The following is a 21,147-nucleotide window of genomic DNA, read 5'->3' as shown; positions in this document are numbered from 1 at the left end:
TTATAACATTGGCTTTAAATTTGTTATATCGAAAAAATAACAATTAACTTTAAAAACTATGAAAAATTTATTACTAATTGGTATTGCAGGTTTAGCACTTGCTTCCTGCAAAACGGTTTCGAAACAATACATCGTTCGTCCAAAATCACACACTTTAACTCAGGGTACGGCTAACTTTACTCAGAAAAAAGGTAAAGTCGAAATGGATTTGAGTGTTTTCAAATTAACGCCTGGTCTTCACGCAGTTCATATCCACGAGTTTGGAAACTGCAGTGCAACCGATGCATCTTCGGCAGGTGGACATTGGAATCCTTCCAAAGATGACCACGGAAAATGGGATACAGAACATTTCCATATGGGTGATATCGGCAATCTTGAGGCTGATAAAAATGGTCAAGCACAACTGGTTTTCTCAACAGACAAATGGTGTCTTGGATGTGATGACCCGATGAAAAATATTATCGGAAAAGCAATCGTAATCCACGCTGGAGTTGACGATTTTCATACACAACCCACTGGAAATGCGGGTGGAAGAGTTGGATGTGTGGAGATAAAGTAAGTTTGATAATATTTGAATTTGAGAGATTTCCTAAGTTCAAACTTGATATCATATTTCAAAACTTTGGAAAGCATCAATAATATGATGGATTTCCAAAGTTTTTTGTTTGTTTGGAAGCACCGAAATAATATCAAATCGGACTTCTTTATCTATATTATTTTCTTCAATAAAATAATTAGAAGCAGAGATTAATAGTTTGATTTTCTTTTTGTTAACTGCTTCCTGAGGTTCCAAAAAAGCATCTGTATTTCTGGCTTTAACTTCTACGATAACGATTTGATTTTCTTTTTCAGCAATGATATCAACTTCTGCTTTCAGATAGCGGAAATTGCGAGCCAAAATCTTGTATTGATTCTTAATTAAAAAATCAACTGCCAAGTCTTCTGCAATTTTACCAAATTCGTTATGGTCTGCCATCAGAATATAATTAATGAATGATAGTTGATGAATGATCAGAATTGAATCTTCACCTCTTTTCCAACTTTCAGATTGATTTCTGAACCGATGATTAAAGGTCTGTTGTCATAAATATGTCCATTTGGGAATGCAAAAACAGTTGGAAAAACATATTTAGAAACTCTGTCTGCAATCAATTGAAAAGCAAATGAATCGAAGGATTCTTCATATTCTTTGTTATCGGTTTCGCTTCCCATATTGGTCATTCCACCTATAATCAATCCTTTTATTTTTTTGAAAATGCCTGCTAATTCCAAACTCATAATCATTCGGTCAAGTGCATAGAAATTTTCTCCGATATCTTCTATGAATAAAATTTTACCTTTAAAGTCAAAGGAATATGGAGTTCCTAAAAGCGCATAAATCAATGCGAGATTTCCACCAACCAAAATTCCAGATGTCTCTCCTACTCTATTGTTAGCATTTGAACCAATTTTATAATTGATTTTTTTGCCTTTCAGAATATCGAAAATCAACTCGTAGCTTTCTTCTGTAACACCAAAGCTGGATGTTTTTATCGTTTGTCCGTGGATGGATCCGAAACCTTTTTTCAATAGATAACTTTGAATAACTGTATTATCAGAATAACCGATATACCATTTTGGATTTTTCTTGAATTCAGTCAGTTTCAGATCCTGCAAAAGATGCTGACAACCGTAACCACCTCTTGAAGCCCAGACTGCAGAAATCTCCGGGTCGTTTAAAGCCCAATTGATATCATTTATTCGTTGTTTCTCTGTTCCGGCATATGAATAGCCGTTTTGGTATTGTGTGTAGAGATTTTCGCCTAAAATGGGTTCGTAACCTTTGGATTTGATTAATTCTAAAGTTTTTTCCAATTGTGGAATCTCAACAGAACCTGCCGGTGAAATGATGGCTATTTTGTCTCCTTTTTTTAGGGATTTTGGAAAAGTCGTATTTTGCATTTGTGTTGGATTTTGATGATAGGTTTTAACGCAAAGGTCGCAAAGATTTTTTGAATTTATTGAAAATATTTTAGGCTCGCAAAGGCGCTTTGCTCAGCGAAGGAATATAATTATAACATTTAGTTTGTCATTCCGTAGGAATCTAGAGTGCTGAGATTCCTACGGAATGACAAAAAGTGGGTTTTTATATTGAGTTCCTATTATGACAAATCTTCAACTTTGCGAAGCGCCCCCCGACCTGAGTGGAACTCTTTTTGTAAGCCTTGGGAAAAGCCTTGGCACAAAAAAGCGGGAACCCTTCGTCTAGCTCAGGATAAATTATGGGCGGATAAAGGCGCCCAAATTTTAACTATCTTTTCTTAGGCTGCTGCTTCTCGGCTTTTTCTAATTTTTCGTCGAACTTATTGAATTTTTTGAAACTTTGAAGGAAAATAAAGAAACTGAACAACACCAAAATACAACCAACTGCTTTCCTGATTTTGTTGGCAACACGTTGATTCAGTCTGTCGTGGAATTGTTTTGCTAAAAGGATTTTAGACAAATCGATGAGCAAATAAGTTCCAATCACAATCCCAATATAAAGTATAAAATCCTGTACTTTTGGATAGGCATTACGGACAGAAACTACAGTTACGAGCCAAAAAAGGACAACGCCAATATTCAATAAATTGAGCAAAAATCCGTTCAAGAATGTTTTGAAATAATTTTGGTCGATGAGTTTTTCTTCGCCTTCGATATGCATTTTGGTTCTGGAAAGCAACATATAAATGGCATAAATCAAAATCAAAAATGCTGAAATCCGATAAAATCCGGGATGTTTATCTATCAAACTGACCAGATCTGCACTGGCATAATAACTGACCAGAATACAAAGAAGGTCAGCCGAAACTACGCCAATATCCAAGGCAATGGCATGTCTGGGACCTCGGGAAAAACTGGTTTCTATCAGCAGGAAAAAAATAGGTCCTATAAAGACCAAACTTAGCATTATTCCTAATCCGACAGCGTATAAAATGAGTTCGAGCATTCTTTTTAAATTTCAGAACCGGCTGTAAAAATAGAGATTTAAAATTTAAAGCAATGTTTAAATTTCATCAAAATTGATTTCTCTGGTTTTAAGTCTAAATTTTTTGATGAAATTCGATTTGTTCTCTTTGAAGAAAAACTCCGAAGCGAAGAGCTTCGGAGTGAAAAATGTTATTCTTTTATTTCTCTGTCCTTATAATTTTCGAAATTATTTCGGATATCTTCTGCTAATTTTTTTATTTGTTCAAAATCATAATTTAGCTCATCTCCTTGTAATAAAAATTTTCTTGAATAATCAACAAAACTTTTACAATAAACAATGTCTAATATTTTTTTGTCGTTTTCTTCATAAAGAGTAAAATCCCAAGGACTGTCCATAATTTCTTTTCTCATTTTAGTGCAACATTATTCACTTTTTAATGCGTTTACGATATTCTTCCCAATCAAACTCAAAGCCTAAATTTTTAGTCACATAATCAAATATTTCATCAAAATCAGGCTCGTGCTCTTTCGCAAAATCATACCACTTTTTAGAAAATTCTGAGTACTCATCTCCAAATGCTTCACCTTGTGTTCGCATTCCTTTATGAGTGCTTGCCAGCCAATATTTTTTCTTTTCTTCCAAATTCATTTTTGGATATTTTTCATCCCAAAACTTCTTTTGAGAATTTAATATTTCTTTTAAAAATTCTTTTCCTTCCATTTTATAATTCTTTTAATGTTATCAAATATTTACCATCTTCTTCAACTTGCTCTATTATTACAAATTTTCTTCCTTGTAATAACAACAATTCATCTTTTGCATAGTTTCTAATTTTAATCGGAAAAGCAAAATCCCCGTCACAAGTACGAGGATATGAATTCACTTTTTAATACGTTTATTATATTCTTTCCAATCAAACTCAAAGCCTAAGTTTTTGGTAACATAATCAAATATCTCATCAAAATCAGGCTCGTGCTTTTTGGCAAAATCATACCACTTTTTAGAAAATTCTGAGTACTCATCTCCAAAGGCTTCGCCTTGTGTTCGCATCCCTTTATGAGTTCCTGCCAACCAATATTTTTTCTTTTCTTCCAATCTCATTTTTGGATATTTTTCATTCCAAAATTGATTGACTGCGCCTTCGAAATCTTGTTCTTCTTTTAAATATTTTGCTCTTTCAGCAGGACTTAAACTTGCAAGATATTCCTGATGTTCCTTTTCTATTTTTTTATTTAAATCTTCTAAACTCATTTTTATATTTATTTCTCTATTAATTTTATTTCATAACCTTTGCTTTAGGTATTAAATCTTCTTCCTCTTAGCAGTAACAATTCTTCATTATCAAAGTTTATAGTATGCCATCGGAAAAATAAAAAAATCGCCGTAATAATTACGAGGATATAAATTTACTTTTTAATACGTTTATTGTACTCTTCCCAATCAAACTCAAAGCCTAAGTTTTTGGTTACATAATCAAATATTTCATCGAAATCTGGTTCGTGCTCTTTGGCAAAATCATACCATTCTTTAGAAAATTCTGAGTACTCATCACCAAAAGCTTCGCCCTGTGTTCGCATTCCTTTATGCGTACTTGCCAGCCAATATTTTTTCTTTTCTTCCAAATTCATTTTTGGATATTTTTCATTCCAAAATTCTTGTCGAGAATTTTCTACACCTTCTATAAATTTATCAAAATCTGATTTCATAATTTTATTTTTCTATTAATTCAAAATAATGTTTATCACCAACTTTTTTGTATTCTTTGATTACAAATTTTCTGCCTCTTAATAATAACAATTCGTCTTTATCATAACCTCTAATTTTGATACCATCTGCAAAATCGGAAATTATCGGTGCATTTTTTACTTCCATTTTTAAAAATACATTCTTTTTAGGTTTATCAAAAAAAGCAGCGTCGGTATTACTCCCACAAGATACAAAATCATCATAATCAACAGTGTTTCCTTTACTATGCTTCTTCAAAAAAGATTGTAAAATACTGTCATCACTAAACTCCAAAGCCCTAAAAGCGGTTCCATTATATTTTGGCATTTTATAAAGAGCTTTGGTAAGCAATAGCGAAATCTCTTTTGTTTTCGCTGCATTAACTCCATTTCTAAGCCAATTATTTAAGTCCCAATAGTAATGATTTGTAGTATAGCTCCATAAGGCAAAGGCATCTGTTTTGGTAATGTTTTTATTGTTCTTAAGAATATCTTCAATCCCATTCAGGAACATATAATCATTCTCATTATGATATTTTGTGTAGTATTCTAAAATATCATCCTCAGATTTTCCCATTTTTTTCAAAGCTTCAAAGAAATCTTCAGGTATTTCCTTTCTCAGAACTGCTTTAGTAATTTCTCCAAAAGCAACCCGTCCTTTGACAAATTGTCTGCCGTTTCTTCCTAAGATAGCATCAATCCATTTCGTAAATTTAGGTAAAAGCTTGGCAAGTTTTGCAATAGCTTTTATTATAGTTATTATGGCTATTATAATATCTGTTGCCAAAACAGTATCTTCTCCTTCGTTGTACTGTATCTGGTATTGGTTAAGTTTTGGATCATCATAACGAGAATACTTATAATTTTTAACTGCTTCTATGATGTCATTAAATACCTTTCGAGGGTCTTGTAAAATTTTGCTTAGTGTTTCTTCTACGGCTTCTCTAATCTCTAAAAATTCTAAATTAGTTTCTCCACCCAACACATCACTTATGACAATATTAATTGCTAATAAGCCGATATCAATAAAGCCGGCAATAAACTCAACAATCCCGTTATAAATGCCACAGAAATAGGCTATATTTAATTTAATATCATCCCTGCTCCCAATCATCCATTTTTTGAAGTTCTCAATACTTTTTATATTGTCATCAATCCCTTTTATGATGTCATCTATAGTCTGTATTTTAAATTCTTTGCCAACTATCTTGAAAGATTTGATGTGTTCTAACTGCTTTCTAAATGTGGTAAGCCTATTTTTTAAAGAATCACTTTTTTTAACAAAATAATTGATCGCTAATTCTGGTTTTGCAAAAAGATATTGATCAGATTTCAGGGTAGGATCCCACTGCTCACGAGAAAATTTTTCGTCTTTACGATAATAGTCTGAAAGATTTTCAGTTATTTTTTTTAAATAATTCTGTAATTCCAATGCCGTAACACTCATCAACTTTCTGTGCAATACTATAGATTTAAAAAAAGCATTAGAAATTTCTTCTTCATTAAACTGAAAAGTCTTATTGTTTTTATTTTCCTCATAAATATATTTTGCCCAGTATTTGGGTAAGTAATCTGGATCTTTATATTCATAATAATAATTTATCATTGCATCACTCATTTTCACAAGTAATACTCTACCTAGGCTAATCGTGTGGTCATCTTTTTCTGCATATATGATACAGTCTGTTTCGTCATCATCCATTCCTTTCGAGTTTTTGAGCTTTAGATTTTCTTCCCGAAATTCTTTGATAAGTCTTGTCGCATTATAATCGTGTACAATTTCATATTTCCAAGATCCCATAGTTTATAATTTTGGTATTTGACCGGTTAATATTTCTCTCGTTTCTCTGTAGAATGCACTGTTTTTGCCAAGAGGAGAATCCAATGCAATTTCATTGGATATCTCTTGAAAAGTTTTGTTTGTTCTTATTCCTTCAAAAGGATCTTTTCCTTTATTGTATTCATTAAATTGTATGACTCGACTTCCAAGGAGTATTCTTTGGCTTTCTTCATCAAAATCATCAATTTCATCTAAAATATTTTTCATAAAACATATTTTTAAAGTTTCTGAAAGCAAATCTAGATGGCGGCAGCGACAAAGCTTGACGTATTATTTTTAATTTTTTTTCATAAAAAAACCGTCCTAAAAAGACGGTTTCAAATTTTTCTATTTTTCTTAATTACTCAATAATCTTAAAATCAAGTTGTTTTGCAATCAAATTTGCTTTTACAACCTTTATTTTTACCTCGTCTCCAAGCTGATAAGTATTGCCTGTTCTGGAACCTACAATCGCATAATTCTTCGCATCCAGAGAATAAGAATCATCCACCAAATCGCGCGATTTTATCATTCCTTCTGCTCCATTTTCAGGAATTTCTACCCAGAAACCATACTCTGCAACACCGGAAATAACGCCTGAGAAAACTTCGCCAACGTGGTCTTCCATAAACTTAACCTGCATAAACTTGATGCTTTCTCTTTCCGCTTCAGAAGCTAATCTTTCCATTGCAGAACAATGTTTTGCCTTCTCTTCCACTTCCTCTTTATTTGGTGATTTTCCGCCATCCAAATAGTGTTGTAACAATCTATGCGCAATTAAATCCGGATAACGACGGATTGGCGATGTGAAATGCGAATAATATTCGAAGCCAAGTCCGTAATGTCCAATCGGGTCGGTAGAATAAACGGCTTTGCTCATACTTCTCATAGCAAGCGTTTCTATCATATTTTCTTCGCCTTTTCCTTTGACATCACTCAATAATTTATTCAAAGATTCAGCTACTTTTTGGGTATTTGCTAAGTCCATTTTGTAACCGAAAGTTCCTACGAAATCTCGTAAAGCCGTCAATTTTGCCGGGTCTGGGTCATCGTGAATTCTGTAAATGAAAGTATTTCCAGTTGGTTCATTTCTTTTATTTAATGAGATGAATTCCGAAACTTTTTTATTGGCCAAAAGCATAAATTCTTCAATCAAATGGTTGGAATCTTTGCTGACTTTGAAATAAACGCCAATCGGTTTGTTGTTTTCATCCAAATTGAATCTTACCTCGCTCCTATCAAAAGTAATCGCACCATTTCTGATACGTTTCGCCCTCATTATTTTGGCTAATTTATCCAATTGAAGAATTTCCTCAACCAAATCACCTTCCTTATTTTCGATTCTTTCCTGGGCTTCTTCGTAAGCAAATCTTCTATCCGAATGGATAACTGTTCTACCAAACCATTGCTTATGGATTTTTGCATCCTCATCCAGTTCAAAAACAGCTGAGAATGTGAATTTATCTTCATTTGGTCGTAGTGAACAAACATCATTACTCAAAACTTCCGGAAGCATTGGCACTACTCTATCAACCAGATAAACCGAAGTTGCTCTCGCATAAGCTTCATCGTCTAAAATAGTCCCAGGTTTCACATAATGAGAAACGTCCGCAATATGAACACCAATTTCCCAAAGTCCATTTTCTAATTTTCTGATAGACAAAGCATCATCAAAATCTTTAGCATCTTTTGGGTCAATCGTAAATGTCAGAATATCACGCATATCCCAGCGTTTCGCCACTTCATCTGCATTGATACTTCTGTCAATTTGGTCTGCATCGTGTTCCACTTCTGGTGGAAAATTATAAGGCAAACCATATTCTGCCAAAATCGAATGAATCTCTGTTTCGTGGTCGCCAGGAGTGCCAAGAACAGTTGTAATTTCGCCTTCCGGATTCTTGCTTCCCGGTTTCCATTCCAGCATTTTTACGATGACTTTATCGCCGTCTTCTGCGCCATTGAAATGGTTTTTGGAAATGAAAATATCAGTATTAAGTTTCTTCTTATCCAAAACTACAAACCCGAAATCTTTCTCCGCAATTTTCTGGAAAGTTCCAACAAAAACTTCTTTTGCTCTTTCCAGAACTTCTACCACCGAACCTTCCAGCTTTTTTCCTTTAAAATTGTAAGTTACAATCAGAACTTTATCGCCTTGTAATGCATCTTTTACATTTTTCTGATGGACGAAGATATCATCATTGATTCCATCAACCTTTACATAAGCATTTCCAGATTGGTTAAAATCGATGACACCAGTCAGAGCACCTTCTATATTAAGGTTGACAATATATTTTCCTTTCTCGGTTTCCTTAATTTTTTGACTTGCCAAGAGTCTGTGAAGCGCCTGAATTACCAGCTCTCTTTGTCTTGGATTTTTGTAATCTATTCCTTCCGCAATTTGTTTATAATTGTAGATTTTGGAAGTTTTTTTGCTCATAAAACGAAGAATTGTTCTTCCCAAATCGAGAAGTTTCTGTTCGTTTTTATGACTTATATTCTTTTTGTTTTTCATTGTTTAAAATTTAAAATTCATCTTCATTTATGTCCAACAACAACAATCCCAAATAGGATTTAATTTTTATTAAAGATAAAATAAAATAGGGGAGTTTTGGAAACCTTTGTATTAATTTATGGTTTCGTGAGAAAGAACTTTCTCTGTGAAATGCGTCGCAAAGATACAACTTTATTAATAATCACATTTTTTCATTTTAATCCCAATAAAAAAGACTTACAAAATTGTAAGTCTCTCTATATCTAGCAGAATGCGATTTTATCAACTCGGTTCTGATGTCTTCCACCTTCAAAATCTGTTGTCAGGAATTTATCTACAATCTCGAAAGCTAATTCTTTTGAAATGAATCTCGCTGGAATAGAAATCATATTGGCATCATTATGTTGTCTAGCAAGAGAAGCGATTTCCGGCATCCAACACAATGCACAACGGATTTTCTGATGTTTATTAGCAGTGATTTGAACACCGTTTCCACTTCCACAAATCAAGATTCCCAATTCGTTTTCTCCATTTTCCACAGAACTTGCTGCAGGATGAACATAATCAGGGTAATCTACAGAATCAGTAGAATAGGTTCCGTAATCCTTGATTTCAACTTTTCCTTCCAAGTATTTTTTTATCAGTTCTTTATACTCAAAACCTGCATGATCTGCTGCTATTGCTATCTTTTTCATTTTAAATTATCATTTTTTACTTTTAACAATATAAATTTACTACATATTTTGTAATTGTTGGTATGATATTTTAATATAATTGATAATAATATTTTATAATAAGTGATTATATATCAAAATAATTTATATTATGATATTTAAACATCAAATAAATTTTGATATTATTAATGAATAGATAATACATTGTTAGAAATTGTTAGAAAACCTGTTGATAACTTCTATTAAATAATTCTTTTAATCTTAATTTAATTTTCGTAATGCAAGTTTCATCAGAAAAAACAATTCATATTTTCAAAAAACTTTTTGTTGAGATTCGTTGGTTTTATCCGCAAAAATATTTCTAATAAAGAGCCGATTTCAGATTTACAAACATTTGTTAATAACAATGATAATATTTTGATAATCAATATTAAATCAATGTTAACAACCTACTCATTACTCCATATTTTCTGTGGTAAAATAATCATCTTAAAGTTTTCCCCATAATACCGAACTACAACAATAGACTACAATATTTATTTTTATTAAAAAGAAAAAGAAGTTGTTTATGATTGTAAAATAAGTTTGTGGATTTCTTTTCGGAATTAAATTTTCAAAAGGGAAGAATAAGTTTTAAATTTGTGAAACAAAGAGAGGAGAACTTTTGAATCTCTATTTAAAAACCTTAAATAAAAATTTAATGAAGACAATAAAAGATTTCGATTTTAAAAATAAGAAAGCTTTGGTGAGAGTTGATTTCAACGTGCCTCAGGATGAAAATCTTAAAGTAACAGATAATACAAGGATTACTGCAGTGAAACCTACTGTAGATAAAATTTTGTCTGATGGTGGTTCTGTCATATTAATGACACATCTTGGAAGACCAAAAGGCGAAGTAAATGATAAATATTCTCTTAAGCACGTTTTAAGCGAAGTTTCTAATGTTCTTGGTCAAGAAGTTAAGTTTGTGGAGGAATCGGTAGGAGAGAAGGCAGAAGAGGCTGCTAACGCTCTGCAACCAGGAGAAATCTTATTATTGGAGAATCTGCGTTTTCATAATGAAGAAGAAAATGGTGATGAGTCTTTTGCTGAGCAACTTTCAAAATTAGGTGATGCTTATGTCAATGATGCATTTGGAACTGCACACAGAGCACACGCTTCTACAGCTGTAATTGCTCAATTCTTTCCTTCTACTAAATTTTTCGGTTTACTAATGGAAAAAGAACTTGTAGCTATTGATAAAGTTCTTAAATCTGGTGAAAAGCCTGTAACTGCGATACTTGGAGGTTCTAAAGTTTCCACAAAAATCACGATTATAGAAAATATCCTTCCTGCAGTTGACAATTTAATTATTGGAGGAGGAATGTCTTTTACATTCATCAAAGCACTTGGAGGAAAAATTGGACAATCTATTGTTGAAGATGATAAATTGAATTTGGCTCTTGAAATTTTGTCTAAAGCAAAAGAACATAATGTAGAAGTTTATCTTCCAACAGATGTTATCATCGCTGATGATTTCAATAATGAAGCGAATAGAAAGGAATGTAACATCAGAGAAATTCCGGAGAGCTGGCAAGGTCTGGATGCTGGTCCAAGATCAAGAGAAATTTTCAATGATGTTTTATTAAATTCTAAAACAATTCTTTGGAATGGTCCAATCGGAGTTTTTGAAATGTCAAATTTTGCTGCTGGAACTAAAGCTTTGGGTGATAGTATTGCTGAAGCGACAAAATTGGGAGCTTTCTCGTTAGTTGGTGGAGGAGACAGTGTTGCTTTCGTGAAACAATTCGGTTATTCTGATAAAGTGAGTTATGTTTCGACAGGAGGAGGAGCAATGCTGGAAAGTTTAGAAGGGTTGGAACTTCCGGGAGTTGCTGCCATTAACAAATAGAAATTTACTTTTCAACATAAATTATAAAACCGACAAAGATTTGTCGGTTTTTATTTTGTCTATAATTGATCTAGGTTCAAATAAAATTTTTTAAGCGATTCTCAGCGAATTTAATTTTAGATTAAAAATAACTTGAAATTTTCTATTATTTGCAATTATTAACAATTTTTCAACAAAACAGGTGAAAATTGACCTTCATAAATATATCAAAAATCGATTTTCTATTTTTTTTCGATAATATATATCAAACTTGAAAATTCGTTCGAAAAAAGTGCTTTTATGTTGGAAATTGCTCCGTGAAAGACAGCTTTTAGCCAAAAAAGTGGTGATTTCTTATATTTTTCACTCAGCATTGAAATATAAAATGAATCGAGTAGGAGAGGTTTGATTTTTCTTAATTTCCAATCCGGATTTTTTGAAACCAGATTTTCCATTCCATTTTTTGAAAAATGATAGATATGTCTTGGAACATCATACGCTGCCCAGAATTCTTTATAATGTTTCGCATCGTACGAAGTTGGATTTGGAACAGCAATAATTAGCAAACCTTTTTCTTTTAATTTTTGATTAAATAATTCCAACATTTCACTCTGATTTTCGATATGTTCGAAAACGTGCCATAATGTAATTGCATCTAAACTTTGATTTTCAATTGAGTTTAAATCGTCAATTATTTTAGCTTTTTGAGTTTTATTTATAGCTGCATTTCTGGCGTCTGAATTGGGTTCAAATCCAAAAGTTTGGAAATCATTTTCAATATACTTTACAAATTCTCCAGCGCCGCAACCATAATCCAAAACTTTAGAATCTTTTTTAATTCTATCTACGAGAATATTTTTTTTGTATTGAAGATTAAAAGACTGTAAAAATTTATAAAGCTTTTCTTTCAAACTTCCCGAATCCTGATGATGCGAAATATAATCTTCGCTCTCATAATATTTTGAAATATTAGAAGGAATAGGGGAGGTTTTGAAAACACCTTTTGTTTCAGTTTCTACAATTTCAAATTCTTCTTGTGTAAGAAAATGGTCTTTAATTTTCATAAATTAATTCAAAGTTTTTAAACAAAAAGAACAATGAAAAATAACATTGTTCTTTGAAATGTTTCACGTGGAACATTTATAATTTTATCTTTCTAAATATATCAAAAGCACATTAATATCTGCAGGAGAAACTCCACTAATTCTTCCAGCTTGTGCAATAGTTTTAGGTTTTATTTTACCCAATTTTTGTTTAGCTTCAGCAGAAAGAGAAGTGATTTTAGAATAATCAAAATCTTCGGGAATTCTGATAGTTTCCAATCTATTCAATTTAGCTACATTTTCCTTTTCTTTCTCGATGTAACCCTTGTATTTGATATTGATTTCAGCTTGTTCTCTCACCTCATTTTCATAAGTAGAAGCCACATCTTTTATAGCTTCAATAGTTTCTAATCTTTCCAAAGTCATATTTGGACGAGTCAGGATTTGAGCTGCTCTGTAAGCTTGGTCAACAGGAGATGAATCTATTGTTTCAAGAATAGGATTTATGATACCTGGTTTAAGAGAAGTTTCTCTAAGGAAAGTCTCTAATTCATCGCTTTTAGCAATTTTTTCTTCAACTTTTCTTAGTCTTTCTTCTTTTGCTAAACCAAGATTATAAGCTTTTTCAGTTAATCTAATATCAGCATTATCTTGTCTAAGTAGTAATCTGTATTCAGCTCTGGAAGTGAACATTCTATAGGGTTCCTCAGTTCCCTTCGTAATCAGATCATCAATTAAAACACCGATATAAGCTTCATCTCTATTCAAAATGAATTCTCCTTTATCGTGAACTTTATTATGGGCATTGATTCCGGCAATTAAACCTTGTCCGGCAGCTTCTTCATAACCCGTTGTGCCATTGATTTGACCGGCAAAATAAAGGTTTTCAACCAGTTTTGTCTCTAAGGTGTGGTTCAGTTGGGTAGGAGGGAAGTAATCGTATTCTATGGCATAACCAGGACGGAATACTTTTACATTTTCGAAACCTGGAATATGTTTCATAGCTTTGATTTGAACATCTTCCGGAAGAGAAGAACTGAATCCATTCACATAGATTTCTACAGTTTTCCAACCTTCTGGTTCTACAAATAACTGATGTCTGTTTCTTTCTGCAAAACGATTGATTTTATCCTCAATACTCGGACAATATCGTGGACCTAAACTTTGAATAGTTCCGTTAAACATAGGGCTTCTGTCAAAGCCTTCTCGTAAAATATCGTGTACAGTTTCGTTGGTATAAACTATATGACAGCTTAATTGTTTAGTTAACTTAGGTGTATCTAAATAACTGAATTTCTGAGGATTTTCATCGCCTTTTTGTTCTTCCATTTTGGAATAATCAAGGCTTCTTCCGTCCACACGTGGAGGAGTTCCGGTCTTCATTCTTCCGGCTTCAAAACCTAAAGAAACCAATTGTTCTGTGATTCCAAAAGCTCTTGGTTCGCCCATTCTTCCACCTCCTAATTGTTTATCTCCAACGTGAATCAAACCATTAAGAAAGGTTCCATTAGTTAAAACAACAGATTTGGCTTTGATTTCTATTCCAAGGGATGTTATAACTCCGGCAACTTTGTTATTTTCAATAATCAACTGCTTTACCATATCCTGGAAAAAGTCAAGATTTGGTGTGTTTTCCAAAGCTAATCGCCATTCTTCCGCAAACATCATTCTGTCATTTTGTGTTCTTGGAGACCACATTGCAGGCCCTTTGGATAGATTCAACATCTTGAACTGGATAGCAGATTTATCGGCAACAATACCAGAATAGCCTCCCATTGCGTCGATTTCTCTTACAATTTGTCCCTTTGCAATTCCACCCATTGCAGGATTACAGCTCATTTGCCCAATGGTTTGCATATTCATTGTGACAAGGAGCGTTTTTGAACCAAGATTGGCAGCAGCAGCAGCAGCCTCGCAACCAGCGTGACCTGCTCCGACTACAATTACGTCGTATATTTCGCTTATCATATTCTATATTTTAAAGGTAATGTTTCACGTGGAACATTAGCCATAATATTGGAACTAGCCCCGATTGACTCAATATTATTTAATTATTTTTTTATTGAATCGTCAAAGCTCATTCTTCGCTTTTTAGCGATTACCCCGCAACTAGCTTTGGGAAAAGCTTTGGCGTGAGGAGTATGATCGGAAAGCGGGAAATAGCTCCTAAAAATTTTTAAATTGATTGATATAAAAATCTTCTTTTGCTCGCATTTGGGTTTGTTCTTCCTCGGTTTTATCCTTGTATCCGCAAAGATGAAGAATCCCGTGAGCCAAAACGCGACTGAATTCTGATTCAAAGTTTTGGGATAGAGTAGAAGCGTTGTCCAAAATGCGCGGCAAAGATACGAAAATATCTCCCGAAATGGTTTTTCCCTTCACATAGTCAAATGTGATGATGTCTGTGTAATAATCGTGGTCGAGATAATCCTGATTGACCTTGAGAAGATATTCGTCATCGCAAAAGATATAATTGATTTCGCCGAGCTTCTTGTTCTCTGCCTGAATCAAGTTTTCCAGCCATTCTGATGTTTTTGAATGGATTTCTACTTTATCAATTTCTTCAAAAAAATAGTTTATCATATTTTTAAAACCAATGTCCTAAGATGACACTGAAAACGCCTTTATGTTTGTTAAGAGATTTGCTGAAGTTGACTTTTATCTGACCGAAAGGAGATTTGTAACCTGCGGTAAGACCAATTGAACTGTAATTAAGTTTAACTGCATCTTCAAATTTGATAGAGCTGAACATATTTGCAAGACTGAAATTTCCAATTAAGAAATAATTTTTACTGAATCTAAGCTGAAAATCATTAGAAGCAATAAAAATATTATTATCAACTAATGAAGCAAACTGGTATCCTGCAAATTGTTTATAATTGGCTATAGGTTGTTCAAAAATTCCTCCAACTCTATATTGATAAAAAGAAGGCAGATTATCACCAATCGTGATTCCGCCATACAGATTCAGACGATAAGTGAACATTTTTGAAATGTAAAAATTCATCTTGATATCTGCTTTTATATTGATTGGTTTCTTCTCTAAATCTGAATTAAAAAGATCTATGATTTTTCCTTCCGCGTTAAGATAGAAACCTCTTGTCGGAAAGTCGCGGTCGTTTTGGGTGTCGCTTTTTAAGAAGACATACGGATTGAGGTATTTTTCTACAATTTTATTGGCACCGTTTCGTTCACTTTCAAAATAGTCGTGGCTCAAACCTCCTCCAATTGCAAACTTGTCTTTCCAAACAGACTGAATAAACACTTCGTTTCTGAACCAATCCCAAGTTTCGGTTGTATTATTATCAAAATTTTTCAGATCGAATGTCATTCCTGATGAATATAAACCAAAACCCGGAATATATCCGTTATCTATAAAATAATTGAAATAATATCTCGGATTATCACCAATTACTACATCTAAAGACAAATTGGAGTTTCTAAATAACAATCGTTTTGCTGAATAATTGAGCAACAATCCGGTCTTGAAAACTTCGTCGTAATGGAGACCGAATTTCAAAAAATGACGAGATTCATCCTCAGTTACGTATAACTTGAGATAACTGCTGTTATTTTCCTGAACGATATCGTAATTGATGAACTTATAATTGTTGGTCGCGTACAATTTATCAATCATTTTATTCACGCTTCCATAAGTCTGCATAGAAGGCAATTTAAGCCCCATTTTTCCTCGAATATAGTTGGATTTATAGATCCTTCCATTTTCAACCACAAGACTGTCTATTTTGTAAACGCTGGAATAAATTGGATTGATTGATGATCTTATTCTGTCAAAATTCCGTTTTGGTAATTTGTCCAGAATATCAACATATTTTTGGGCTTCAACATAACCACTGTCCAGGATTTTTCTTTTATCGTCATAACTTGTAGCAGTCATTCCGGTAAGGTCTGGTTTTATGTTGATATCCGTGTATTTATACTGGTTAAGCGTTTCTTTTTTGATGTTGATATCAATGATTTGATTAAGAATAGAAATAATGCTATTCAGATTCTCACGTTTTGCCAAAGGCTGATTGAGGTCAACACCAATAACAATATCGATTCCTTTATCTTTCAATGGCTTTGAAGGGAAATTAACCGTCATCGCACCGTCAACATAAATACTATCACCAACTTTTACAGGATCTAAAAGTGAAGGAAAGGCTGAACTTGCCATAATAGACGAAACCAAATCCCCGTTCTCAAAAATCTTCATCTGACCACTTTCTATATTGGTTCCGATACACATAAAAGGAATTGGAAGCTTGGAGAAATCATCAATATTTGAAACGTTTCTAAGAAGTTCTTTCAGCAGATATACATTTCTCTGACCGGTACTAATAGAAGAGGGAAATGTAATTTTTCCGTTTTTCAGAGGAACAGTAAACAGATATTTGTCTACACTTTTATTGAAAAAACTGGTTTCCTGTCGGGTTTTTGGGTCGGTTATTAATGAGTAGAAATCGGTATCCATTACGATTTTTTCGATGTCTTTTCCTGTATAACCTGATGCATAAAGTCCACCGACAATTGCACCCATACTGGTTCCGGAAATATAGTCTATTTTAACACCAAGAGAATCCAAAACTTTCAAAACTCCAACGTGTGTGAAACCTTTTGCACCACCTCCGGAAAGAGACAATCCAATCTTAGGATTTTTCGGGATGACAAGATTTTCTTTTACCTGAGAATAACATATCAGATAAGCTAAAAATGGAATCAGATAAAAGAACTTCTTGATCATTGTTAATTTTTTATATAGATTCTTTTGACTCTTGGAGAAATAGAAGTTAATACTTCATAAGTAATGGTGCCACAATATTTTGCAAATTCTTCTAATGACGGATTAGAATTAAAAATTGTTACGGAATCGCCTTCTTTTGCATTTACATTATCTACATCAATCATCATCATATCCATACAGATGCTTCCGACAATTGGGCAAAGTTGATTGTTGATACCAATATTCCCGACCTTGTTTCCAATCAATCTCGGAATTCCGTCCGCATAACCAACAGGAATAGTGGCAATCTTTGTATCTTCTTCCGCTTTGAATCTTCTGCTATAACCAACAGATTCTCCAGTTTTTATATCAGAAATTTGAGAAATAACGGTTTTAAAACTGACTGAATGCTGAAGCTGTTTTTTAATTTCAGGATTTGAAGTTTCTCCAATCATTCCAATACCTATCCTTACCATATCGTATTGATAATCAGTGTAATTAGTTATTCCTGAAGAATTTAAAATATGCCTGATTGGCTGATAGCCTAATTTATCAATCAAATAACTAGAATTCTTTTCAAAAGTTTTTAATTGATTCAATGTAAATTCTTTTTCTTCCGGTATATCAGAAGAAGATAAATGACTGAAAATACTTTGAACTTTGACATTCATAGAATTTAATTTTTCAGTTAATTCATCTAATTCAAAATCCTTAAAACCAAGGCGATGCATTCCTGTTTCTAATTTGATATGAATCGGATATTTCTGCTGATTTCCTGATTTTATTAATTGCTCATTGAATAATTCTAAAACCCGAAGACTGTAGATTTCTGGCTCCAGGTTATATTCGATAACGCTGTCGTAACTGTGTTGTTCAGGATTCATAACAATAATCGGAGTTGTGATTCCTTTTTTTCTTAATTCAACACCTTCGTCAGCAAACGCGACCCCTAGATAATCAATATGATGATGCTGCAGAAATTCCGAAATCTCGTAACTTCCCAATCCATAAGCATTGGCTTTTACCATCGCCATCATTTTGGTTTCGGGTTTTAATAATGATTTATGAAAATTAATGTTATGAAGAATGGCATTCAGATTGATTTCCAAAACTGTATCGTGTTTTCTGAGCTCAAGAATTTCCTTGATTTTTTCAATCTCGAATTTTCTTGCACCTTTCAGAAGAATAACCTGATTTTCTAAATCGTTAATGACTTTACTATCAATAAATTGGTTGGTATTATTAAAAGTAAAGGTTTCGGAACTAAATAGTTTATAAAATGAGCTTATTTCCTCTCCAATTAGAAAAACTTTATCGAATTTTTGTTCATTTACCAATTCAGACACTTCGGAATATAACACTTCGGAATTCTCGTTAGAATCCAAAATATCTGTAAGAATCAGAGATTTTTTTGGTTTGTTGTATTCGCCGATAAATTGAAAAGCAATTTTCAAAGAATCCAAATCCAAATTATAAGAATCATTGATAATCAGATTATTTCTAATGCCTTCAATGCTTTCCAGACGCATTTCAATCGCTTTGAGCGCATCGATTTTTTCTTTAATCTGAAGATTTGATAGCTTCAACTCTTTCAAAATTCCTATCAAAGCCAATACATTAGTTAATGTTGCCTCATCTCTTTGATTGATTGGAAGTGAGAATTCTTCTTCGAAATATTTGATTTTAATATCCTGAATTCGGTCATTAACATCAGAAACTATCGTGATGTCATTATTATTCTTTAATCCGTAAGATATTAAATTTTTACTTGAATATAATTGATTAATTAATTTGTGTGTCAATTCGTTATCAGAATTATAAAATATAATTTCTGAATGTTTGAACAGTTTTAATTTTTCTTGAATTAATTCTTCCTCGGAACTGAAATTAGCTGAGTGAGCAGTTCCAATATGCGTCAATAATCCAATCTTCGGGTGGAAAACATTTTCCTGTTTTTCCATTTCGTCAGGCTTGGAAATCCCAACTTCGAAAATTCCTAATTCGTGTTTTTTATCGATTTGCAATAGTGACAGGGGCAAACCAATTTGAGAATTAAAACTTTTCGGGCTTTTAACCGTTACAAACTCATTAGAAAGACATTGATACAGCCATTCTTTCAGAATTGTTTTTCCATTGCTTCCAGTAATGCCAATCGAATTGATGTCAGAATGTTCAAAATGATATTTGGCAAGAGCCTGTAAAAATTCAACCGAATTTTTTGTAATGATTTGATTGATAGAAGAATTGTCAATTTGATGTTCAGTGATAATCGTATCAATTCCTTTTTCTATAACATTCTCTATATATTTCTGCCCAGAATTCTTTTGGGTATTGATAGCAAGAAATGCAGTATGCTTTGTAGAATAAATAGTCCTGCTGTCAAAAGCAATATTTTTGATTTTGATATCTTGATTTCCAACCAATTGCGAATTAGTGATATCGCAAATCTGTTTTAAAGTGTAATTCACTTCTCTGTAATTGTTTCGTAATTAGAATCAGGATTTCTGAAATTGTTTATCATATTCAAAATATTGATTTGATTATCAACTATTTGGTAGATAATTGTATTATGTTTAGTAATCAGAAGTTTATGAAAATCAGTATCCTCGTATTTCTGATGAATTAATTTTTCCGTTTCCAATATGTAAATCTTTCGCTCCAATATTTCATAAAAATCATCCAGAACATCAAAACCCCAATTTTCTATCAGAAAATCCTCAAGTTTTTCTAAATCAGACTTTGCTTTATTTGTCCAAAAGATATTCATTCTTTTTTTTTGCAATTCGTTCTTTAGCTTCACTTAAAACTGTTTGGTGACTTGTAAGCCTTCCATTTCTCACATCGTCAAGACCTTCTTCAATTGCTTTAAGAATATCTTCTTTTGATGTTTTTTCCGGATCAATAATTTCGGCAATTTTAAGCAACTCTTCAGGATTGAATTTCTTTTCTTTCATCTTCCGAAAGAATGTAGGTTCTGAGATTCCGCTTTTCTCAATAATATATTTCAATTTGAAAGGAGAATTTTTCAAAATCTCATCAATCGAATTACTAATTTGAATATAATTTTTAATTTCTAATATCATTTTGTGATAGTTTTTACTATTAAAATTTAAACAAATTTAATTAAAAATAATGATATTAATCTTCTTTAATCTTTAAAACTTCCTCCACAAAAATTCTTCTACTCACAGCGTCGTAAGCTTCGGTTTCTCCAAGCTCTACCAATTCTTTTCCTGCAGAAGTTCGCATAGAATAGTTGGCAAGATTTCCTGTTCTTCGGCAAATTGCGTGAACTTTGGTCACATATTCTGCAGTTGCCATCAGATTTGGCATTGGCCCAAACGGACGACCGAGAAAATCCATATCCAAACCGGCAATCACAACCCGGATTCCATTATTTGCTAATTGATTGGCAACATCCACAATGCTTTCATCAAAAAACTGGGCTTCATCTATCGCTACTACATCACAATTAGAACCCAATAAAAGAATCTCGGAAGGGCTTTCCACAGCTGTACTTCGGATTTTGGTTTGGTTGTGAGAAACCACATCTTCCTCAGAATAACGTGTATCGATTCTTGGTTTGAAAATCTCCACATTCTGGCCAGCCATTTCCGCACGACGGAGTCTTCTGATGAGTTCTTCCGTCTTTCCGGAGAACATAGAACCGCAGATAACTTCCATCCAACCGCTTTGTTTGGAATGATTAATTGTATTTTCTAAAAACATTATTAATTTAGCAAAAAATTGTTTTAAAATTTTTGTTTCAACACAAAGGCATAAAATCAATTTCTCTAATCAAATTTTAAGGCGCTAATTGACACTAGTCAATTAATTTTTGCGACCTAAAATG

General features: G+C 32.9%; 22 protein-coding genes. 2 read left to right on the top strand and 20 right to left on the bottom strand.

Annotated elements, in window-relative coordinates:
* Window positions 1-58 precede the first annotated feature (58 nt).
* Entirely contained in the window at window positions 59-559 is a 501-nt protein-coding gene (locus tag KI430_RS13000) for a superoxide dismutase family protein (RefSeq protein WP_248875383.1), read from the top strand.
* Between the two features lie 48 nt (window positions 560-607).
* On the opposite strand, the gene KI430_RS12995 is transcribed toward KI430_RS13000, so the two are convergent.
* The 12 genes from KI430_RS12995 to rpiB all read right to left on the bottom strand — a co-directional run bounded on the left by KI430_RS12995 (window position 608) and on the right by rpiB (window position 9,679).
* Window positions 608-976, bottom strand: a complete 369-nt coding sequence (locus tag KI430_RS12995) for a YraN family protein (RefSeq protein WP_248875382.1) — start codon at window positions 974-976, stop codon at window positions 608-610.
* A 35-nt stretch (window positions 977-1,011) separates the two neighbouring features.
* Window positions 1,012-1,941 (bottom strand): LD-carboxypeptidase, encoded by a 930-nt coding sequence (locus KI430_RS12990; protein ID WP_248875381.1) that lies wholly within the window; start codon window positions 1,939-1,941, stop codon window positions 1,012-1,014.
* A gap of 349 nt (window positions 1,942-2,290) precedes the next feature.
* A complete protein-coding gene (locus tag KI430_RS12985) occupies window positions 2,291-2,968 on the bottom strand; it encodes a LysE family translocator (protein WP_074235946.1) in 678 nt (225 codons plus the stop codon).
* A 170-nt stretch (window positions 2,969-3,138) separates the two neighbouring features.
* A complete protein-coding gene (locus KI430_RS12980) occupies window positions 3,139-3,360 on the bottom strand; it encodes a hypothetical protein (RefSeq protein WP_248875380.1) in 222 nt (73 codons plus the stop codon).
* Window positions 3,361-3,376: 16 nt separating this feature from the next.
* Window positions 3,377-3,670: a hypothetical protein gene (locus KI430_RS12975; RefSeq protein ID WP_248875379.1), complete on the bottom strand. Its 294-nt coding sequence runs from the start codon at window positions 3,668-3,670 to the stop codon at window positions 3,377-3,379.
* Between the two features lies 1 nt (window position 3,671).
* Window positions 3,672-3,833, bottom strand: coding sequence for a hypothetical protein (locus KI430_RS12970; protein WP_248875378.1), 162 nt, complete (start codon window positions 3,831-3,833; stop codon window positions 3,672-3,674).
* Entirely contained in the window at window positions 3,830-4,201 is a 372-nt protein-coding gene (locus tag KI430_RS12965) for a hypothetical protein (protein ID WP_248875377.1), read from the bottom strand. Before KI430_RS12965 ends, KI430_RS12970 begins: the two co-directional genes overlap by 4 nt.
* A gap of 155 nt (window positions 4,202-4,356) precedes the next feature.
* Window positions 4,357-4,656: a hypothetical protein gene (locus KI430_RS12960; protein WP_248875376.1), complete on the bottom strand. Its 300-nt coding sequence runs from the start codon at window positions 4,654-4,656 to the stop codon at window positions 4,357-4,359.
* A gap of 4 nt (window positions 4,657-4,660) precedes the next feature.
* Entirely contained in the window at window positions 4,661-6,475 is a 1,815-nt protein-coding gene (locus KI430_RS12955) for a hypothetical protein (protein ID WP_248875375.1), read from the bottom strand.
* Between the two features lie 3 nt (window positions 6,476-6,478).
* Window positions 6,479-6,721 (bottom strand): hypothetical protein, encoded by a 243-nt coding sequence (locus KI430_RS12950; RefSeq protein WP_248875374.1) that lies wholly within the window; start codon window positions 6,719-6,721, stop codon window positions 6,479-6,481.
* A 133-nt stretch (window positions 6,722-6,854) separates the two neighbouring features.
* Entirely contained in the window at window positions 6,855-9,005 is a 2,151-nt protein-coding gene (rnr, locus tag KI430_RS12945; protein WP_248875373.1) for a ribonuclease R, read from the bottom strand.
* A 242-nt stretch (window positions 9,006-9,247) separates the two neighbouring features.
* Complete coding sequence (gene rpiB / locus KI430_RS12940; protein WP_248875372.1) at window positions 9,248-9,679, bottom strand: ribose 5-phosphate isomerase B; 432 nt, start codon at window positions 9,677-9,679, stop codon at window positions 9,248-9,250.
* Between the two features lie 679 nt (window positions 9,680-10,358).
* Between rpiB and KI430_RS12935 the strand changes: the two genes are divergently transcribed.
* Window positions 10,359-11,549, top strand: coding sequence for a phosphoglycerate kinase (locus KI430_RS12935; protein ID WP_248875371.1), 1,191 nt, complete (start codon window positions 10,359-10,361; stop codon window positions 11,547-11,549).
* 221 nt (window positions 11,550-11,770) lie between these two features.
* Here KI430_RS12935 and KI430_RS12930 read toward each other — a convergent pair whose 3' ends face one another.
* From KI430_RS12930 to KI430_RS12895, 8 genes are all read right to left on the bottom strand, one after another.
* The gene (locus KI430_RS12930; protein ID WP_248875370.1) at window positions 11,771-12,592 is read right to left on the bottom strand and encodes a class I SAM-dependent methyltransferase; all 822 of its coding nucleotides are present in this window, start codon (window positions 12,590-12,592) and stop codon (window positions 11,771-11,773) included.
* An 84-nt stretch (window positions 12,593-12,676) separates the two neighbouring features.
* Window positions 12,677-14,539: a tRNA uridine-5-carboxymethylaminomethyl(34) synthesis enzyme MnmG gene (gene mnmG, locus KI430_RS12925; RefSeq protein ID WP_248875369.1), complete on the bottom strand. Its 1,863-nt coding sequence runs from the start codon at window positions 14,537-14,539 to the stop codon at window positions 12,677-12,679.
* 198 nt (window positions 14,540-14,737) lie between these two features.
* Window positions 14,738-15,154, bottom strand: a complete 417-nt coding sequence (ybeY, locus tag KI430_RS12920; protein ID WP_248875368.1) for an rRNA maturation RNase YbeY — start codon at window positions 15,152-15,154, stop codon at window positions 14,738-14,740.
* 4 nt (window positions 15,155-15,158) lie between these two features.
* Window positions 15,159-17,315: a patatin-like phospholipase family protein gene (locus tag KI430_RS12915; protein WP_248875367.1), complete on the bottom strand. Its 2,157-nt coding sequence runs from the start codon at window positions 17,313-17,315 to the stop codon at window positions 15,159-15,161.
* A 2-nt stretch (window positions 17,316-17,317) separates the two neighbouring features.
* Window positions 17,318-19,762, bottom strand: a complete 2,445-nt coding sequence (locus KI430_RS12910; RefSeq protein ID WP_248875366.1) for a bifunctional UDP-N-acetylmuramoyl-tripeptide:D-alanyl-D-alanine ligase/alanine racemase — start codon at window positions 19,760-19,762, stop codon at window positions 17,318-17,320.
* Complete coding sequence (locus KI430_RS12905; protein ID WP_248875365.1) at window positions 19,759-20,061, bottom strand: type II toxin-antitoxin system RelE/ParE family toxin; 303 nt, start codon at window positions 20,059-20,061, stop codon at window positions 19,759-19,761. The genes KI430_RS12910 and KI430_RS12905 overlap by 4 nt, the downstream gene beginning before the upstream one ends.
* Window positions 20,039-20,377 carry a hypothetical protein gene (locus KI430_RS12900; protein ID WP_248875364.1) on the bottom strand — a complete coding sequence of 113 codons (339 nt, stop codon included), beginning with the start codon at window positions 20,375-20,377 and terminating at the stop codon, window positions 20,039-20,041. Before KI430_RS12900 ends, KI430_RS12905 begins: the two co-directional genes overlap by 23 nt.
* A 55-nt stretch (window positions 20,378-20,432) precedes the next feature.
* On the bottom strand, window positions 20,433-21,023 hold the full coding sequence (locus tag KI430_RS12895; protein WP_248875363.1) for a thymidine kinase: 591 nt from the start codon (window positions 21,021-21,023) through the stop codon (window positions 20,433-20,435).
* Window positions 21,024-21,147 lie beyond the last annotated feature (124 nt).

The sequence above is a fragment of the Epilithonimonas zeae genome (assembly GCF_023278365.1).
GTDB lineage: Bacteria > Bacteroidota > Bacteroidia > Flavobacteriales > Weeksellaceae > Epilithonimonas > Epilithonimonas zeae_A.
This window is presented reverse-complemented; position numbering and strand designations above follow the sequence as displayed.

Coding starts and splice junctions, on each gene's coding strand:
- KI430_RS12965 (WP_248875377.1), bottom strand. CDS start 4,201: ATGAGTTTAGAAGATTTAAATAAAAAAATAGAAAAGGAACATCAGGAA.
- KI430_RS12935 (WP_248875371.1), top strand. CDS start 10,359: ATGAAGACAATAAAAGATTTCGATTTTAAAAATAAGAAAGCTTTGGTG.
- mnmG (WP_248875369.1), bottom strand. CDS start 14,539: ATGATAAGCGAAATATACGACGTAATTGTAGTCGGAGCAGGTCACGCT.
- KI430_RS12900 (WP_248875364.1), bottom strand. CDS start 20,377: ATGATATTAGAAATTAAAAATTATATTCAAATTAGTAATTCGATTGAT.
- KI430_RS12955 (WP_248875375.1), bottom strand. CDS start 6,475: ATGGGATCTTGGAAATATGAAATTGTACACGATTATAATGCGACAAGA.
- rpiB (WP_248875372.1), bottom strand. CDS start 9,679: ATGAAAAAGATAGCAATAGCAGCAGATCATGCAGGTTTTGAGTATAAA.
- KI430_RS12990 (WP_248875381.1), bottom strand. CDS start 1,941: ATGCAAAATACGACTTTTCCAAAATCCCTAAAAAAAGGAGACAAAATA.
- KI430_RS12895 (WP_248875363.1), bottom strand. CDS start 21,023: ATGTTTTTAGAAAATACAATTAATCATTCCAAACAAAGCGGTTGGATG.
- KI430_RS13000 (WP_248875383.1), top strand. CDS start 59: ATGAAAAATTTATTACTAATTGGTATTGCAGGTTTAGCACTTGCTTCC.
- KI430_RS12950 (WP_248875374.1), bottom strand. CDS start 6,721: ATGAAAAATATTTTAGATGAAATTGATGATTTTGATGAAGAAAGCCAA.
- ybeY (WP_248875368.1), bottom strand. CDS start 15,154: ATGATAAACTATTTTTTTGAAGAAATTGATAAAGTAGAAATCCATTCA.
- KI430_RS12960 (WP_248875376.1), bottom strand. CDS start 4,656: ATGAAATCAGATTTTGATAAATTTATAGAAGGTGTAGAAAATTCTCGA.
- KI430_RS12930 (WP_248875370.1), bottom strand. CDS start 12,592: ATGAAAATTAAAGACCATTTTCTTACACAAGAAGAATTTGAAATTGTA.
- KI430_RS12905 (WP_248875365.1), bottom strand. CDS start 20,061: ATGAATATCTTTTGGACAAATAAAGCAAAGTCTGATTTAGAAAAACTT.
- KI430_RS12975 (WP_248875379.1), bottom strand. CDS start 3,670: ATGGAAGGAAAAGAATTTTTAAAAGAAATATTAAATTCTCAAAAGAAG.
- KI430_RS12980 (WP_248875380.1), bottom strand. CDS start 3,360: ATGAGAAAAGAAATTATGGACAGTCCTTGGGATTTTACTCTTTATGAA.
- rnr (WP_248875373.1), bottom strand. CDS start 9,005: ATGAAAAACAAAAAGAATATAAGTCATAAAAACGAACAGAAACTTCTC.
- KI430_RS12915 (WP_248875367.1), bottom strand. CDS start 17,315: ATGATCAAGAAGTTCTTTTATCTGATTCCATTTTTAGCTTATCTGATA.
- KI430_RS12985 (WP_074235946.1), bottom strand. CDS start 2,968: ATGCTCGAACTCATTTTATACGCTGTCGGATTAGGAATAATGCTAAGT.
- KI430_RS12995 (WP_248875382.1), bottom strand. CDS start 976: ATGGCAGACCATAACGAATTTGGTAAAATTGCAGAAGACTTGGCAGTT.